Below are 17171 nucleotides of genomic sequence, written 5' to 3' on the forward strand. Positions count from 1 at the left end.
GGGGGGGGGGGGAGCTCCCCCCGCTGGGGCCCCGGGGCATACCCCCCCCGGGGCGCGGGGGCCCCCCCCCCGGGGGGCCGCCCGGGGCCCCCGGCCCCCGCCCCGACGCGGGAGGCGGATCAGATCTGCGGTGTCTCGAGGACGAGGCCGGCGACATCGATGCTCACCGCGGCGGCCGGAGTGGCCAGCCCCCCGAACGTCATCAGGGCGGCGGTGGCCAGGACGGCGGCGAATCGACGGACAGCGCGCATGCTGGGACTTCCTTTCGAGAAGGGCTCACAGGACACCCGGTGGCTGCCCCCGCGCGAACGGCGGAATGCGGCACGCCCGGCAAGGTCGCTCAAGGGTGGGAAATCCCCGGCGTGGCGTGCATGATCGCCGGCGTGCACCCGAACGGGTGACACGAAGCCCGGGCCGGAACGGGCCGTCAGCCCCCGTCGTCGGCGAGTTCCGCGACCCCGGTGATCCGGTGCAGCGGGTACGTACGGACCTCGTCCGCCGTGTGGTCGTACGCCGTGACGAAGCCGCCCTCGACGCGGATCGGGGCGATGACCCGCTGGCTGGCGGCGCCCTCGGCGTTGACGTAGCCGATCCACAGGGCCTCGCCGGTCAGGACGGCGGCCTGCATGGTGGCCAGGGTCTCGGCGGAACCGGTGCGGGGCAGTTCGCCGTTGACCTCGGGAGCCGTGCCGGGCTTACGCGGGGTGGTGGAGGCGAGGTCGCCGGCCCGGATGGCGCGCAGCGCCGCCGCGAGGAGCGTGTCGTCGGGGACCGGCGGGCCCTCCGGCACCGGCTCGGGTGCCGTACGAGGCGGGGTGCGGTGCGCATGGGCGCGGGTGATCAGCACATCGCCCTCGGCGGACTCCGCGGCCGGCGCGAACCCCATCGCCCGCAGCCCCTCCAGCAGCCCCGCCGGGTCGGTCTGCGCGGCCAGCACGGTCGGGGCGAGCCGGCGCAGCCCGAGCCCGGCGGCCCGCTTGTCGGCGAGGATCTCGCCCAGCACCGCGTCGTCGTCGCAGCGGACGTAGGCGGAGGCGGCGCCCACGCGCAGATGACCGTGCCTGCGGGCCACGTCGTCGATCAGGTACGTCAGCGGCTGCGGCACCGGCGTACGGGAGTGCGCGGCGAGGAAGGCGTGCAGGTCAGAGGCGCTCTGCCCGGCGTCGAGGGCACGCCGCACCGAGCCGGGCGTGAACCGGTAGACGGTGGCCCCGCCCTTGGACTCGACGTCCGCGAGCACGCCCAGCATGTCGGCGAGCGGCCGCCGCAGGGGCCCGGGCGCCACCGCCGTCAGGTCGGCCTGGAGCAGCACGTGGTCCAGCGGCTCGGGCAGCAGGGGCGTGAGCAGCCGGGCCGCGGCGGCGGAGGCGACGGCCTGCTCGGTGGCGGAGAGGGTGGGGACATGCGTGGGGCGGTGGTGGTGGACGGGGAGCTTGTCGCCCGGCCCGGAGGGCTCCGCTTCCGGGCTCTTCGCGGGAGCGGCGGGCGCCCCCAGCAGGGCCCGGCCCTGGGCCGACAGGGCACCCCGGCCCGTCACGCCCAGCATTTCCGCCTCCGACAGGGCCCACTCGGCGAGCCGGCTGCGCAGGTCGTCCTCCCGCTGGGCACCGCGCAGCGGGCGCTCCCAGCGCAGCCGGGCCAGCACCGACTCGGCGGCGGGCGCGGCGCCCTCCGGCAGTCCGGCCAGCAGCGCCAGCACCCGGTGCCGCACCTCGGGCGCCGCCGAACGGTCCAGGCCGGGCCCGAGCGCCGACAACGTACGGTCCTTCGCGTCCCGGCCGCCCACCAGCCCGGCCGTGCGGGTCGCCGGGAGCCACGCCGTGACCAGGTGCGACCAGCGCTCGGCGGGGGGCAGTTCCCGCCACTCGTCGTACGCCGGGGTCGCCGCGTACCGCTCGTCGGCCTCCCCGTCCGGGGCGATCAGGCCCGCCGCGTACGCCAGCTCCACCCAGAACGCGGCGACCGGCTCGGGCACGTCGAGGGCGACCGCGGTCCGCTTCAGGTCCCGCACGCTCAACCCGCCGGCCCGCAGCACCGCCGGCCCGCCCTCGTCCCAGTCCTTCAGCAGCTCCTCGATGGTCGCGAGGGCGGTGTACGCCTGCCCGGCGGCGGTGCTGTCCACAACCTGTGGACGGTGCACGGCGGCGGCCTCGACCGCCGGCGGCACCGGCTCGGGCGTCCGGTGCGCGTGCCCCTGCCGCAGGTGCAGGGCGACCTCGCGCGGCAGCACGACCGTGCCGGGCGCTGTCGGCAGCAGCAGACCCCGGTCCAGCAGCCAGCGCAGCCGGGGCGCCGGATCGGCCGTGACCTGCCCGTACGGCGGCCCCCACACCAGCCGCTCCAGCACCTCGAGGGAGTCGGCCGGTGCCTCGGCGAGCAGCGCGCCCATCCGGCGCCGGTCCGTGAACAGCTCCGTCAGGGACGTCACCGCGGAGACCGAGTCATGGGTCGAGGGCAGTCCGGCGGCCGTGACGATCTCCTGGATACGACCCGGGGACATCCCGGCGGTGGCCTCCTGGACCGTCGGTCCGAGCCCCGTCGGCGAGGGGTGCTGCGGCGAGGGGGCCAGCAGCTCACGGGCCGTGCGGACCAGCCGCAGCCGGTCGTCGCCGCCCCAGACCAGGGCCTGCTCGCGCAGGACGGCCAGGGCGTGCGGCAGGGCCTGGGCGACGGCCGGGTCGGTGTCGTCGCCTGCCATGAGTCCGAGCAGCTCGTCGTACGTCGCCGGATCGGCCGCCACGGCCAGCGCCTCCGCCGTCTGGAGCGTGAACCGGTCCAGCCGCTCCAGGGCCCGCACGACCGAGGCCCGGGTACCGGCGCGGGTCGCGAGCTGCGTGAGGTCGGTGGGGACGGGCGTGATGAGATCCGGACGGCTGCGCAGGAGCGCGCCCAGCGAGACGTCGTCCCGCCCGCGGAGCGCTTCCGCGAGGGAACGGGGGGCCGAAGGCCTGTCCTCGGTGCTCATCCGGTCCACGGTAGCGGGTCGCCTCCGGCGGCCGGGGCGACTGTGCGCGGGCGGGCGGGGCCCGGTGCCGGACGGGCTTGTGGGTCCCCTGCTCCCACTCGCGGTACCGTCGACCGACGGCGTCAGCCAACGCACACGCCCCGGAGGGGACTTCGTGGGGATTGAGAGCGACCAGGTCGTTTACGAGTATCTGAGCCGCGTCGGCGACGTGGCCCAGCAGCGGCAGTTGTCGTCGGCCACGCGCATGCGTCTGGTCGCGGACCTGCGCAACGAGATCGACAAGCGCCGCGCGAAGGCCACCGTCGACTCGCCCGCCGCCGTCCGCCGCATCCTCTCCCGCCTCGGCAGCCCCGACGAGATCGTGGCGGCGGCCGCGGACGGCACGGGCGCGGCCAACGGCGGTACGACGCAGAGCGCCCCGGCCGCCGTGCCCGTGCAGCGCGAGGTCCGCGAGCCGGAGGAGACGGGCGAGCGGCCGAAGGGTGTCCTGCGGCGCGTCGTACCGCGTCCCCGCCCGGCGCGGCCCGCCGAGGAGTCGCACCCCGCCGCCGGGGGCGCGGCCCCGCCGCACCTGGCCGCCGGGCACGAGCTCGGGGACAGCGCCGTCCAGCCGGACTGGTGGCGGGTGGACAGCGGCCCCTTCGGCGTCGGCGACGAAGTGCCGGGCTTCGTGGGCGGCGTGGAGCTGCCGGACCTGCTGAGGCAGCCGAAGCCGAGGAAGCCGGACCTGGAGAAGCCGGCGGCCGACGAGGAGACGGCTGCGGCCGTCGAGGTGGCCGTCGAGCCGGAGGAGACGGCGGGCAAGGCGGCCCGCCGGCGTCTGCCGCGCCTGCCCGCGGGCGGCTGGAGCAACCCCCTCCTCCTCGTCGCCGCCGGTCTGCTCGTCGCGGGCGCCGTGCTCGGCAACTGGTTCGTGCTCATCCTCGGCTGGCTCATCGCCTACGCCTCACGCCGCCTGACCCCGGCGGAGACGAAGTGGGCGGTGGTGATCCTCCCCAGCCTCTCCGTCGCGGCCGGGATCCTCTGGCTGTGGGGCCGGACGAACGACCGCTGGGGCACCCCGATCGCCGAGGGCCACATGAACGACGCGGTGGCGGAGACCTGGCCGTGGGTGGTCAGGGGCGCGGCGGTGGCGTCGGCACTGTTCCTGGTCTGGCGCTCACAGCGCTCGCGCTAGGGCTCAGCCGGTCACGGGGGACGTCTGCCGTTCACACCGCCTGGGCACAATGGCCCATATGGCCTTCATGACCCCGCCCGCGCTCACCGTCGGCTTCGACCTCGACATGACCCTCATCGACTCCCGCCCCGGCATCCGCGCCTGCTACCAGGAACTGTCCGAGCGGACCGGGACGTACATCGACGCCGATCTGGCGGTCACGCGGCTCGGGCCGCCGCTGGTCGAGGAGCTGATCAACTGGTTCCCGGCCGACGAGGTCGAGACCGTGGCGGACGTCTACCGGGAGATCTACCCGACCATCGCGATCGCCGCGACCCCCGCGCTGCCCGGCGCCCGGGAGGCCATCGCGGCCGTACGGGAGGCCGGCGGACGCGCGATCGTCGTCACGGCCAAGTACGAGCCCAACGCCAAGCTGCACCTCGCCCACCTCGGCATCGAGCCCGACGCCGTCATCGGCGACCTGTGGGCCGAACAGAAGGCGGAGGCGCTGCGCGAGTACGACGCGGGTGTCTACGTCGGCGACCACGTCGGCGACGTGCGCGGCGCCCGGACGGCCGGCGCGCTGTCGGTCGCGGTGGCCACCGGCCCCTGCCCCGCTGAGGAACTGCGCGCGGCGGGCGCGGACGTGGTCCTCACCGGTCTGACGGAATTCCCCGGGTGGTTTTCGGACTACCGTCCCGCACGCGCCTGACGCCGACCGGCCGCCACGGAACGCAGTACTCCCGCGCCGGCGATCAGGAATCCGGCCGCCATGAGCATGCTCAGGCCGAACATGTACGTCGGAAAGGGCGTCGTCCCCAGGAACAGCGGGGCGACCGTGACCAGTGTGGCCACGGCGCCGATGAAGAAGACGATGGCTCCGGCACGGACCAGACGGTCACCGGGAGCGGCGGAATTCGTTTGGGTTTTGTCACGCACCCGACCAGGGTAGTTCCCAGCGCGAAGGAACAACCGGGTGACGTCTTGTCACCGGCCTGAAGAGCATTAGCCTTGGTACCGGCGGGTCGTACGACCCGCCCGAGTGCTATCAAGAGCCGTTTCCAGAAGCAGTTTTCCGACGAGTACGAGGACGAGGACAGACGTGCCTACCGGCAAGGTCAAGTGGTTCAACAGCGAGAAGGGCTTCGGCTTTCTCTCCCGCGACGACGGCGGTGACGTCTTCGTCCATTCCTCGGTCCTCCCCGCCGGAGTCGAGACGCTCAAGCCGGGACAGCGGGTGGAGTTCGGTGTCGTCGCCGGACAGCGCGGCGACCAGGCGCTGTCCCTGACGATTCTGGACCCGACCCCCTCGGTCGCGGCCGCGACCCGCAAGAAGCCGGACGAGCTCGCCTCCATCGTCCAGGACCTGACGACGCTCCTGGAGAACATCACGCCGATGCTGGAGCGGGGCCGCTACCCCGAGAAGACCGCCGGCAAGAAGATCGCGGGCCTGCTGCGCGCGGTCGCCGACCAGCTGGACGTGTAGACCGCTTGGACGTGTAGACCGCTGGAACGCGTAGACCGCTTGGACGTATCGACCGCTTACGGGAAGCGCAGCGCGTTCGGGCCGAGGGGCGGCACCAGCCCCTCGGCCGCCGCGCGTGTCAGCAGCCCGCGTACGGCGGCGTAGCCGTCCTCGCCGAGGTCGGCGGTGAACTCGTTGACGTACAGCCCGATGTGCTGGTCGGCGACGGCCGGGTCCATCTCCTGGGCGTGCTCCATGACGTACGGGCGGGAGGCCTCGGGATCGTCCCAGGCCGCCCGGACCGAGGTCCGGATGGAGTCGGCGAGCAGCCGCAGCTTCTGCTCGCCCAGCGACCGCTTGGCGATGATCGCGCCCAGCGGGATCGGCAGCCCGGTGGTGTTCTCCCAGTGCTCGCCCATGTCGGCGAGCTTGTGCAGGCCGTAGTTCCGGTACGTGAAGCGCGCCTCGTGGATGACGAGCCCCGCGTCGACCTTGCCGTCCCGCACGGCCGGCATGATCTCGTGGAACGGCATGACGACGATCTCGCCGACCCCGTCGCCCAGCGTGTCCGCGGCCCACAGCCGGAACAGCAGGTACGCGGTGGACTTCTCACTGGGCACGGCGACCGTACGGCCGGTGAGGTCGACGTCCGGCTCCCGCGTCAGCACCAGCGGCCCGCACCCCCGCCCCAGCGCACCCCCGCACGGCAGCAGGGCGTACTGCTCCAGCACGTACGGCAGCACGGCGTACGACACCTTCAGCACGTCGAACTCGCCGCGCTCGGCCATGCCGTTGGTGATGTCGATGTCGGCGAAGGTCACGTCGAAGGCGGGGGCGCCGGGGACGCGGCCGTGGGCCAGGGCGTCGAAGACGAAGGTGTCGTTCGGGCAGGGGGAGTAGGCGATCTTCAGCTGCTCACTGGTCATGCCGGTTCCAACTCTCCAGTACGGGCACGAGCTTCCCGAAGCCCTCGGTGAGGGCCGCCAGGGCGTCGGGGATGCGCCAGGCGGCGCGGTCGCGCGGCCCGACGGGATTGGAGATCGCCCGCAGCTCCAGCACGGGCACCCCGTGCACGGCGGCGGCCTCGGCCACGCCGAAGCCCTCCATGGCCTCGGCGAGGGCGGTGGGGTGACGCTCCCGGAGCGCGGCGGCCCGCTCGGCGGTCCCGGTCACGGTGGACACGGTGAGCACGGCCCCGGTACGCGCCCCGACGGCGTCGCGGACCAGCCGTACGAGGTCCGCGGGCGGCTGATGCCGAACGGTCCCGAACCCGAGCTCGGTGACCGACACGAACCCGTCGGGCGTCTCGGCCCCCAGATCGGCCGCGACGATCTCATCGGCGACGACGAGCGATCCCACGCGGGCCTCCGGCAGAAACCCCCCACCGATCCCAGCGGAAACGACCAGGTCATAGGGCGTGCCCTGCAGGGCGGCGGCGGCAAGCACGGAGCCGGTGGCCGCACCGGCGAGCCCGGGCCCCACCCCAACGACGACGACGTCGATACCACTGCTGCTACCGCCGTGGGCAGCCGCCCCGCTACCGCCGTGGGCAGTCGTTCCGCTGGGGCGGAACGGGTGGGCACGGCCCGCAACGCCGAGCACCTCGTCACCCGGCTCCAGGGGCAACGCCCCGACGGCAGCAGCCACCGCGTCCCGCTCCACAGAAACGGCGGTGGCGACAAGCACCCTGCCCAGCCCAGCGGCAGCGACTACGCGTTCTTCTCCAGCTTGAAGTTCCACAGCCCCGACGCGTCCTTCTCGCCCTCCTTGATGGACACCAGCGTCGAGTCGCCCTGCGCCCCGTACTGCGCGTTGAAGAACACGCTGCCCGGAATGGTGCGGTACGTCTTCGTGCTGGAGTCGGTCAGCGGCTGACCGTTCATCAGGATCGTCCAGCCCTTGTCCGCGATCTCCGGGTCGACCCCGAAGCGCACGGTCTCGTCAGGGTCGACGGAGATGCTCTTGATGCCCTTGGCCTTCAGGCACTGGTTGAGATCGGACGGCTTCAGGGCATCGCCCTCGCCGCCACACGTGGCCTCGGAGTTCACCGAATCCTGGCCCACGGTGACCGTGGCCATCGGAGTCGGCTTGTCACAGGCCGAGAGGACGAGCAGTCCGGCGGACACGACGCCGGCGGCGGCGACGGCGCGGCGGCGTCGCACAGCGGATTGCAACCTGGTCATGGGCGAAGGCTATCTGGCCCACCGGCCGGACCGCCCACGCGGGGTACGGCGTGCCCGTCCTGCCACGCCGAGCGCAGCCGTACCCCTACGCCGAGCGCGGTCGTAGTCCTACGCCACGCGCGGCCGTACCCCTACGCCACGCGTGGCCGTGCCGCACCCCCATGCCGGGCCGAGGCGATCAGCCCCCGTACGGTCGTCAGCCACCCCGTGCCGACGATCGCGGCGCCCACCGCCAGCCCGAGCGTGCCGTTGAGCGGCATCGCGATGCCGACCGCCCCGCCCAGCACCCAGGCCATCTGCAGGAGCGTCTCGGAGCGGGCGAAGGCCGACGTGCGGACCAGTTCGGGCACGTCCCGCTGGATGAGCGCGTCGAGCGACAGCTTGGCCAGCGCCTGCGCGAAACCGGCGATCGCGGCGAGGCCCGCCACCAGGACCGCGCCGAAGAACAACGCGGCCGTGATCGCCGCGGCCAGCACACACGCCACGACCGTCACGATGATGATCTCCGGCGCCCGGGACCGCAGCCACGCCCCCACGGCCGTACCGAGCGCGTTGCCGACGCCCGCCGACACGCCCACTATCCCCAGGGACACGGCGGCGCTCTGGCCGGACATCGGATGCTCGCGCAGCAGGAAGGCGAGGAAGAAGATCAGGAAGCCGGTGAGACAGCGGATGGCGGCGTTGGCGGCCAGGGCGTGCGTGACGGCCGGGCCGACCGTGCGCAGCCCGGGGCGCTTGACGGGACGGCGGTGCGGCCCGTGCAGGTGCTCCTCGTCCGCGGCCAGCAGCGCGGTGTCCTCGCCCTTGGCGGAGTCGACCTTCGGCGGCAGCGTGAACGACAGGAACGTCCCTGCCACGAAGATCACGAAGGCGCCGTAGAGCGGCCAGCGCGGTCCGATCTGCTGGAGTCCGGCACCGATCGGCGCGGCGATGCCGGTGGCGAGGAGCCCGCCGAGGGTGACGCGGGAGTTCGCCTTGACCAGGGAGAAGCCGGGCGGCAGCAGCCGGGGCACCACGGCGCTTCTGACCACCCCGTACGCCTTCGACGCGACGAGGACGCCGAGCGCCGCCGGATACAGCTGGATGCTGCCGCTGACGACCGCGCCGGACAGGATCAGCGCGAGCAGCGCCCGGGCCAGCATCGCCCCGGCCATCGCGGCCCGGCGGCCGTGCGGGAGGCGGTCGAGGAGTGGGCCGACCACCGGCGCGAGGAGGGTGAAGGGCGCCATGGTGATGGCGAGGTACAGCGCGACACGGCCGCGGGCCTCGTCGGTCGGCACGGAGAAGAACACCGTCGAGGCGAGGGCGACGGTGATCATCACATCCCCGGCGCCGTTCACACCGTGCAGCTCGATCAGCTTGCCGAGGCCGGACTCGCCGGCGCCGTGCGCGTGGGTGGCCTTGCGGATGCCGCGGGCGGTTCCGGTGAACGGGAGGTGCAGGGCACGGCCGACCGCGCGGAGGGAGCCGCCCAGACGGCCCGGCCCGCTCAGTCGTCTGCTTCCCTTGACCCCTTTCGACCCACCGGTACCGGTGGCGCCCTGGGGCGTCCTCGCGGCTGCCACGTCGTCATAGTGCCCCGAGATGGCAGTGGGTAGTGCCATTACCGCTTGTATAGGGCCTGTGGGGTGACTGTCCGGGTTGCGGGGACCCGGTCGGCACGGTGGTCCGGGGCATCGGTCAGGACCGTCGGTGTACGCGAAGTGGGGCGGAAGGGTAGCGTGCGTATCTCAGCCATCCCGCAAAATGGATGAAGGACGTCGACGCGGTCCCCTGGTCCGCTCCGTCCGCCCCCTGCGCTGGGAGTGGCGCACACGTGAGACGGCGTATGGAGAGAAGCGATACCTGTGAGCGCAGCGACAACGCGAAGCCGCACCCCTGACCGTCTGTGCGCCGAGGCCGTCGACCTCGCCCGCGCCGCAGCCGAGGAGGCCGCGGCACCAGGAATCGTCGGCGAGCACGTGGAGCTGGTCTCCGAGGGGGATCGCGTTGTCACGCACTTCTTCGAGTGCAAGGAGCTCGGGTACCGGGGCTGGCGCTGGGCCGTGACGGTGGCCCGGGCGTCCCGGGCGAAGATCGTCACGGTGGACGAGGCGGCGCTGCTGCCCGGCCCGGACGCGGTGCTCGCGCCCGAGTGGGTGCCGTGGAGCGAGCGGCTGCGCCCCGGCGACATGGGCCCGGGCGATCTGCTGCCCACGGACGCCGAGGACCTGCGTCTGGAGCCCGGCTGGACCGGTGAGGACGAGCCGCCGCCGAACTCCGTCGTCTCCGACGAGATGGCCGCCCTGGCGGAGGCCGAGGACGCGGAGGTCACGGCGGGCCCCCTGGCCGTCCCCGCCCGCGGGTCGATCGCGGCGGTGGCCGAGGAACTCGGCGTGCGCCGTGCCCGGGTGCTGTCCCGCTACGGCCTGCACATCGCCGCAGACCGCTGGGAGGAAGCCTTCGGCCCCAAGACCCCGATGGCACAGGCGGCCCCCGCCGCGTGTGTGAGCTGCGGCTTCCTGCTGCGCATCGGCGGTTCCCTGGGCCAGGCCTTCGGTGTCTGCGCCAACGAGTTCTCCCCGGCCGACGGCCGCGTCGTCTCCCTGGCCTACGGCTGCGGCGGCCACTCCGAGGCTGCGGTCATGCCCAAGCCGCCCCAGCCGGCCCCACCGGTCATCGACGAGACCCGCGTGGACCCGTTCCCCCTCCGCCCGGCCTCGGACTCGGGCTCGGTCCCGGCGACGGCGGACGAGGACACGGAGGAACTGGGCCACTCGTAGCCGCAGCCGCAGCCGCCTACTCGTCCTGCTCGTCCGAGAAGATCTGCTCGGCGGAGGGGGCGACCACGGCACGCCGGTGCCAGCGGCGCAGAGTCTCGGGATCACCGCAATTGACGATGCGCTCGCGGACCGCTGCGGGGACGTCGATGCCCCGGACCTCCAAGACCTCCAGGACGTCTTCGGCGGCCCGCCGGGCCTCGCCCTCGGCCCGGCCTTCGTCGCGGATTTCTTCCGAGATGTACGACTTGTAGAAGGAGAGGTCCACGGCCACCAGGTTCCTCCACATTTCCGCGGCCGGGTGCTTGCCCAGGCCTTGTGCGATGAGTTCGACGATCGGATCGGCGATGGGGTGCGGTGTGTCCCGCAGGACGGTTGTCACTGCTTTGAGTATGGCCCCGATGTCCCGGTGCTTGGCGTGGGTGATGGCGGACAGCGTGGCGAGCGCGAGGTCCTTGCGGACCTCGGCCGGGTCGGTGAGCACCGGCATGTTGTGCGGTCCGGCGACCAGTGGGCGCAGGGTGAGCAGGGGCCACTGACGAGGGCCGAAGCTGACCGGCCGCGCCGCCCATTCCGCGGTGGCGCGGTCCTGGCAGACGACCAGGAGCAGCGGCTGGAGCCGGTATTTCGTGAGCAGGTACGAGGCGTAGTACGCCCAGCTCGCGGGTTTGTCCGGGTCCTTCTTGCCCTGCGCCTCGACCGCGAGCAGTAACGGCTCGTCGTCCTCGGTCTCCAGCCGGAGCAGGGTGTCGACGCGGCGTTCGAGCGGGCGGGCCTCGGTGAGGTCGGTGGGCAGGACGGTGACCGAGGTGGGCGGGGCGAAGTCGATGCCCAGTACTTCGGAGACCCGGGAGAACAGCCCGGGGTGGTCCTGGAAGATGCGGTGCATCGCCTCGTGGGACGAGCTGACCATGGCGTGGTGTCAGGCCTTTCGTCGGGGTGGTGCGGCGGTACGGCAGTCGCGGCAGTGGCCGGGCTCGGGGGCGCGGAAGGCGCGGTCGCAGCCGTCGCAGGTCTGGAGTGGGTGCCGGGCGGACGGCGGGGGTGCGGGCGTGCGGAACGGGGGCGGTGGTGGTAGCTGGGCTGTGAGGCGGTGGGCCAGCAGAGCGGCCGGGCGGCGAGGGCCTTCGGGTGGCAGGTCGGTGGTCAGGGCGTCTCGTACGGCCGTGGGGGTGACGTCGCGCTCCAGCCAGGCGGCGACGCCGGGGGCGAGGTGGGCGGTATCGCAAGCGGACAGGAGCAGACGGGGGTCGTGGCGGCGAAGGTCCGCCAGGAGGTCCGTGGCCTGCCGCAGGAGAGCGGGGGCGGGGTAGGCGGGCTGCGGTACGGCGGGGAGGGGCTTGCGCGGGGCTCGCTTCTTCGGAGCGGGGTGTGGCCTCCGTACGGTCCGTTGGTCGGTGGTCCGGTGTCCGGGCTGGTTGCAGGAGATCGTGCGAGTGATGATCCGGCCGTCGGCGACGCGTTCGCGGATGCGGCGCAGGTAGCCGTGGGTTTCCAGCTGACGCAGGGCCGCGGCGATACGGGTCGCCCCCTCGGGGAAGCGGGCGGCGAGGGTCTTGATGTCGACGCGGGCGCCTTTCGGCAGTGACTGGATGTGCGTGCCGAGCCCGATCGCGAGCAGGGACAGCTCCGGGTGCTGGGCGAGGTGGTTGCCGATCACCGTGAAGCGGGTGGTGTGGCGGGTGTTGTCGTGAACCAGGCCGGCGTGCGGGTGCCGGTTCGAGTGCTTCTTCCCGGCAACCCGGGTGTGGGCGTGCGGGGGCACGCTAGGGTTCTGCGTATCCATCGGGAAGCTCTCTCTTCCTCGGTGGTCAGGCCCTCGCACTGGGATGCCAGTCCCGGCGAGGGCCGTCGCATGTCTGCGGTTGTGTCGCGCCGAGCGTAGGGCCGACAACCAGGCGCCACGCCAGCCGAGTTGGCGATGTTCACCCGGGCGGGTGAGCGGGCGGCGGAGGTCGGGTTTGGTGAGGTTCTTTCACTGTTGTGCTTCTTGGGAAGACCGCCCGCGGCGCCGGAGCACGGGTGGTCGGGTTCCGGTGGCGCGGCCGCACGGCAGAGGGATCCGGCATGGCGGTCGAGGCAGCGGCGGGTCGGCTGAGCGTGGAGCTTGGAGGTGTTGCGCCGCCGGCCGGAACGTCTGCCTGAAGCCGGAACGTCTGCCTGAAGCGGGACAGGTGCGGAATGCCGAGCTTGGGGTGATGCCGACTCCAAGCGCGCCGAAGGCCCCCGGCTCGCCGTCGCCTCCGCTGCTTGGGCGGATTTCGTGACGTTCGCCTCCGGGAGCTGAAGCGGGGCCGGACGGCGCGCGCAGCCCCGCGTCCCAGGCGGTACCTTCGTCCTCTCGTCGATGAGGAGAAGGAACGTGAGCAGCAAGTTCGTGCGGCCCGCCGCCGAGGGTGCCGATCCGTTCGGTACGGCACGTCTGCGGCGTGGAGTGCTGGACGCGTGGGCCACCAGCCCCGCCCGGTTCCGTGAGGACGCCAACGCCGAGGAGGATCTCGTCCTCGGCGGGTACCGGGACAGGCTCGTCGTCGAGCTCGCGCAGAACGCCGCCGACGCGGCGGCCCGGGCGGGCGTGCCGGGGCGGTTGCGGCTCACCCTGCGGGACGGGGTTCTCGTCGCCGCCAACACCGGCGCTCCGCTGGACGCGGCCGGCGTGGAGTCGCTGTCCACGCTGCGTGCCTCCGCGAAGCGGGAGACCCACGAGCAGGCCGTCGGGCGGTTCGGCGTCGGGTTCGCCGCCGTCCTCGCCGTGACCGACGAGCCCGCCGTCGTCGGCCGGCACGGCGGCGTGCGGTGGTCGCTGGCCGAGGCCCGGGAGCTGGCCGCCGAGACCGCCCGGCACAGCCCCGGCCTCGGGGACGAGGTCCGGCGGCGCGACGGTCACGTACCGCTGCTGCGGCTGCCGTTCGCCGCCGAGGGCACCGCCCCCGACCCGTACGACACGGCGGTCATCCTGCCGCTGCGGGACGCGGCCGCCGCCGACCTCGCCGAACGGCTGCTGCGGGCGGTCGACGACGCGCTGCTGCTCACCCTCGCCGGCCTCGAAGAGGTCGTCGTGGAGATCAACGGCGAGAGCCCCCGGACGATCTCCCGCCGCACCGACGGCCCCTTCACCGTCGTCGACGACTCCGGCGACGGCGTCACCTACTGGCGCACCGCCGCCGCCCACGGCCCCCTCACCCCCGAGCTGCTCACCGGCCGCCCCGTCGAGGAGCGGCTTCGTCCCCACTGGTCGGTCACCTGGGCCGTGCCCGTGGACTCCGACGGCAGTCCGGCCCGGCCCCGCACCAGCCCGGTCGTGCACGCCCCCACGCCCAGCGACGAGCCGCTCGGCGTCCCCGCCCTGCTCATCGCCTCGTTCCCGCTGGACTCCACCCGCCGGCACGCCGCCCCCGGCCCGCTGACCGACTTCCTGATCCAGCGCGCGGCCGACTCCTACGCCGGACTCCTCGGCGAGTGGCGGCCGGTGACGGCCGGGCTCATCGACCTCGTGCCCGGCCCGCTCGGCAAGGGCGAGCTGGACGGCGCGCTGCGCCGGGCCATCCTTGAGCGGCTGCCGCGCACGTCCTTCCTGCCGCCCGCCGTCGAGCGCCGCGAGCACGACGGCGACGAGCTGCCCGAGTCGCTGCGGCCCCGGGACGCCGAGGTCGTCGAGGGCGCGGGAGCGGACACGGTGCGGGTGCTCGCCGAGGTGCTGCCCACGCTGCTGCCCGCAGGTCTCGAACGCCGGGCGGAGCTGCGCACCCTGGGCGTCGCCCGCGTGCCGCTGACCGACGCGATCGACCGGCTGGCCGGGCTGGAGAAGGACCCCGGCTGGTGGCGGCGGCTCTACGACAGCCTGGCCGGGGTCGACCCGGACCGGCTGTCGGGCCTGCCGGTGCCGCTCGCGGACGGCCGTACGACGATCGGGCCCCGGCAGGTCCTGCTGCCCAGCCCCGACGCCACCGGTATCGACCCGGAGACCCTGGCCCGGCTCGGTCTGAAGGTCGCCCACCCGGACGCCGCGCACCCCATCCTGGAGAAGCTGGGCGCCCTGCCCGCGACCCCGCGCGCCGTGCTCACCACCCCGCAGGTCAGGGCCGCCGTCGCCGCGTCGCTCGACGACGAGGGCGGCGCCCTGTGGGAGGAGGACACCCTCGACGCGGAGGAACTGGCCGATACCGTGCTCGCGTTGGTGCGGGACGCCGGTCTGGAGCCCGGTGACGAGCCCTGGCTCGGTGCGCTCGCCCTGCCCGACGAGGACGGCGAACCGGCCCCGGCCTGTGAACTCGTCTTCCCCGGTGGCCCGTTCGCCCAGGTCATGCGCGAGGGCGAACTGGCCGCGGTGGACGCCGAGCTGGCCTCGAAGTGGGGCGAGCAGCCGCTGGCGGCCTGCGGGGTGCTGGTGAACTTCGCGCTCGTCCGCGCCACCGACGTCGTCCTCGACCCCGACGAACTGGAGCCGCGCGAGGGCGACTTCGCCGAGCCCGACGACGCCGGCCTGCTGGACGCGGTCGACGTGTGGGCCGAGGACATCCTCGACCGTTTCCCGGACAGCCCGGTGCCGCCGGTCGCCACCGAGATCGTCGCCGTACGGGATCTGGACCTGGTCGACGAGGACAAGTGGTCCCAGGCCCTGTCCCTGCTGTCGCAGCCGCCCCTGCGGGACGCGATCGTCCAGCCCGTGCGCGTCCTGCTGCCGGACGGCACGCACGAGGTCGTACGGCCGTACACGGCGTGGTGGCTGCGCGGGAACCCGGTCCTCGACGGGCGCCGCCCGGCCGGACTGCGGGCCGCCGGCGGCGACCCGCTGCTGCGGGGCCTGTACGAGGAGGCCGACGCGACCGGCTTTGACGATGAGCAGGTGCTGCGGGCGCTGGGTGTGCGGACGTCCGTCGCCGCGCTGCTGGACGAGCCCGGCGGTGCCGCCGAACTCCTCGACCGGCTCGCCGACCCCGAGCGCGAGGTGGCGGACGCCCAACTGCACGCGCTGTACGGGGCCCTGGCCGACCTGGACCCGGAGCAGGTGACCCTGCCGGACGAGCTGCGTGCCGTCATCGACGGCCGGGTGGAGGTCGTGGACGCGGCCGACGCCGTGGTGTGCGACTCACCGGACCTGCTGCCCTTCACGGCGGGCGTCCCGCTGCTGCCGGTCCGCCCGTCCCGGGCCGCCGACCTGGCCGAACTCTTCCAGGTGCGACGCCTGAGCGAGTCGGTCACCGGGCAGGTCACCTCCGAGGGCACCGAACACGACGTCCCGGACTCCGTCCGCGTGCTGCTCGGCCCCCGCACCCCGTCCTCCTACATCGAGCACGAGGAACTCGTCGTCGACGGCGTGGAGATCGACTGGCGGCTCACCGACGACGGTGTCCTGCACGCCGCCACCCTGGAGGGCGTGGCCGCGGGGCTCGCCTGGGCGGCGGGGCAGTGGCCGCGGCGGTTCGAGGTGGCGGCGCTGCTGGAGGATCCGTCGCGGACGGAGGAACTGGCGCGGGACCGGTGGTTCGACTGAAGCGCGCGGCGGCGTTTGGCTGTTCGGTGAAAACTTCCGCACAAATTTTTCACCTGTCGTACAACCATGCGCTTTGCTCGTGGATCTGATCACGTGAGTCAACAGACTCCACGATCACTTGGGCCCCAGGAGCCGACGACGAGCGCCGGGGCCCCTCTCCACCTGGAGAACGCATGCGTATCCGAGCCACTGTGGCCGCCGTCACCGGCGCCCTGGCCCTTTCCGCCCTGGCCGTCCCCGCCGCGCAGGCGGACGACCACATGCCGAACCTGGCCTCGATGGTCCCCTCCACCTCGAAGGCCACGCCGTTCGCGGCCGCCGGCCCGACGGACGAGGGCGAGGGCGACACGAAGGTCACGAGCGTGACCGTCAACGGCGGCAAGAACATCGTCGTCGGCACGACCGTCAAGAAGTCCTTCACCGTCTCCGTGACGGCCACCGACCCGGAGGGCATCTACGACGCCTACCCCGTCCTGTGGCACGGCACGAACCCGGACAACGCCGACGGGGCGCTCGTCCCGGAGAGCCTGGACCAGGAGTTCGTCGGCGACTGCGCCAACTCCAGTGCCACCACCGCCACCTGCAAGGTGACGATCATCGCCGACCCGGCCGTGGACCTCTACGCCAACATCCTGGCCGGCACCTGGAAGGTGTGGGTCGGCGCCATCGGCAACGACGGTGACTACATCATCCGCGACGCCTACAAGACCGCCAAGGTCCAGCGTGCCTCGAAGCTGACGGTCAACGCCTCCCCGGAGCCGGTGGCCAAGGGCAAGACCATCACCGTCACCGGCAAGCTCTCCCGGGCCAACTGGGAGGACCACAAGTACCACGGCTACACCAACCAGCCGGTGAAGCTCCAGTTCCGCAAGAAGGGTTCCGACACCTACACCACGGTGAAGACCATCACCTCGAACAGCACGGGTGAGCTGAAGACCACCGTCAAGGCCGCCACCGACGGCTACTTCCGCTACTCCTTCGCGGGCACGACGACCACCCCGGCCGTCAACGCCACGGGCGACTTCGTCGACGTGCGATAACACCGTCCCGCACGACACGGACGACACCGCCGGCCCCGGAATCCGTTCGGGGACCGGCGGTTCCGTATGTCTCGTGACCCAAGTGCCATGCCCGGGTCAAACATTGGGG

The 17171-nt window shown here is 73.2% G+C and carries 15 protein-coding genes; 6 read left to right on the forward strand and 9 right to left on the reverse strand.

The window, feature by feature from the left end:
- Nucleotides 1-119: 119 nt before the first annotated feature.
- Together ACZ3I3_RS07760 and ACZ3I3_RS07765 are read right to left on the reverse strand one after the other, a co-directional pair.
- Nucleotides 120-251 (reverse strand): hypothetical protein, encoded by a 132-nt coding sequence (locus tag ACZ3I3_RS07760; RefSeq protein WP_356926258.1) that lies wholly within the window; start codon nt 249-251, stop codon nt 120-122.
- Nucleotides 252-427: 176 nt separating this feature from the next.
- Nucleotides 428-2965, reverse strand: a complete 2538-nt coding sequence (locus ACZ3I3_RS07765) for a helicase-associated domain-containing protein (RefSeq protein ID WP_467363392.1) — start codon at nt 2963-2965, stop codon at nt 428-430.
- A gap of 154 nt (nt 2966-3119) precedes the next feature.
- Between ACZ3I3_RS07765 and ACZ3I3_RS07770 the strand changes: the two genes are divergently transcribed.
- Entirely contained in the window at nt 3120-4142 is a 1023-nt protein-coding gene (locus ACZ3I3_RS07770; RefSeq protein WP_467363394.1) for a hypothetical protein, read from the forward strand.
- 49 nt (nt 4143-4191) lie between these two features.
- On the forward strand, nt 4192-4833 hold the full coding sequence (locus ACZ3I3_RS07775) for an HAD family hydrolase (protein ID WP_467363395.1): 642 nt from the start codon (nt 4192-4194) through the stop codon (nt 4831-4833).
- Here ACZ3I3_RS07775 and ACZ3I3_RS07780 read toward each other — a convergent pair.
- A complete protein-coding gene (locus ACZ3I3_RS07780; RefSeq protein WP_467363397.1) occupies nt 4812-5060 on the reverse strand; it encodes a hypothetical protein in 249 nt (82 codons plus the stop codon). The genes ACZ3I3_RS07775 and ACZ3I3_RS07780 overlap by 22 nt on opposite strands.
- A 163-nt stretch (nt 5061-5223) precedes the next feature.
- Between ACZ3I3_RS07780 and ACZ3I3_RS07785 the strand changes: the two genes are divergently transcribed.
- On the forward strand, nt 5224-5607 hold the full coding sequence (locus ACZ3I3_RS07785; protein WP_010035896.1) for a cold-shock protein: 384 nt from the start codon (nt 5224-5226) through the stop codon (nt 5605-5607).
- 56 nt (nt 5608-5663) lie between these two features.
- Here the strand turns inward: ACZ3I3_RS07785 and ACZ3I3_RS07790 are convergent, their stop codons facing one another.
- The 4 genes from ACZ3I3_RS07790 to ACZ3I3_RS07805 all read right to left on the reverse strand — a co-directional run bounded on the left by ACZ3I3_RS07790 (nt 5664) and on the right by ACZ3I3_RS07805 (nt 9334).
- A complete protein-coding gene (locus ACZ3I3_RS07790; protein WP_467363399.1) occupies nt 5664-6512 on the reverse strand; it encodes a 1,4-dihydroxy-6-naphthoate synthase in 849 nt (282 codons plus the stop codon).
- Nucleotides 6502-7233: a futalosine hydrolase gene (locus tag ACZ3I3_RS07795; protein WP_467363401.1), complete on the reverse strand. Its 732-nt coding sequence runs from the start codon at nt 7231-7233 to the stop codon at nt 6502-6504. The genes ACZ3I3_RS07790 and ACZ3I3_RS07795 overlap by 11 nt, the downstream gene beginning before the upstream one ends.
- Nucleotides 7234-7295: 62 nt before the next feature.
- Nucleotides 7296-7769: a DUF2771 domain-containing protein gene (locus ACZ3I3_RS07800; RefSeq protein WP_467363403.1), complete on the reverse strand. Its 474-nt coding sequence runs from the start codon at nt 7767-7769 to the stop codon at nt 7296-7298.
- A gap of 131 nt (nt 7770-7900) precedes the next feature.
- The gene (locus ACZ3I3_RS07805; RefSeq protein WP_467363404.1) at nt 7901-9334 is read right to left on the reverse strand and encodes an MFS transporter; all 1434 of its coding nucleotides are present in this window, start codon (nt 9332-9334) and stop codon (nt 7901-7903) included.
- A gap of 282 nt (nt 9335-9616) precedes the next feature.
- Between ACZ3I3_RS07805 and ACZ3I3_RS07810 the strand changes: the two genes are divergently transcribed.
- The gene (locus ACZ3I3_RS07810; RefSeq protein WP_467363406.1) at nt 9617-10531 is read left to right on the forward strand and encodes a DUF3027 domain-containing protein; all 915 of its coding nucleotides are present in this window, start codon (nt 9617-9619) and stop codon (nt 10529-10531) included.
- A 16-nt stretch (nt 10532-10547) separates the two neighbouring features.
- On the opposite strand, the gene ACZ3I3_RS07815 is transcribed toward ACZ3I3_RS07810, so the two are convergent.
- Nucleotides 10548-11441 (reverse strand): hypothetical protein, encoded by an 894-nt coding sequence (locus tag ACZ3I3_RS07815; RefSeq protein WP_467363408.1) that lies wholly within the window; start codon nt 11439-11441, stop codon nt 10548-10550.
- Nucleotides 11442-11450: 9 nt separating this feature from the next.
- Nucleotides 11451-12314, reverse strand: a complete 864-nt coding sequence (locus ACZ3I3_RS07820; protein WP_467363410.1) for a helix-turn-helix domain-containing protein — start codon at nt 12312-12314, stop codon at nt 11451-11453.
- Nucleotides 12315-12875: 561 nt separating this feature from the next.
- Here ACZ3I3_RS07820 and ACZ3I3_RS07825 point away from each other — a divergent pair.
- Together ACZ3I3_RS07825 and ACZ3I3_RS07830 are read left to right on the forward strand one after the other, a co-directional pair.
- Nucleotides 12876-16022, forward strand: coding sequence for a sacsin N-terminal ATP-binding-like domain-containing protein (locus ACZ3I3_RS07825; RefSeq protein ID WP_467363411.1), 3147 nt, complete (start codon nt 12876-12878; stop codon nt 16020-16022).
- A 173-nt stretch (nt 16023-16195) separates the two neighbouring features.
- The gene (locus ACZ3I3_RS07830) at nt 16196-17062 is read left to right on the forward strand and encodes a calcium-binding protein (RefSeq protein ID WP_467363412.1); all 867 of its coding nucleotides are present in this window, start codon (nt 16196-16198) and stop codon (nt 17060-17062) included.
- Nucleotides 17063-17171 lie beyond the last annotated feature (109 nt).

The sequence above is a fragment of the Streptomyces sp. NPDC016851 genome (assembly GCF_055562795.1).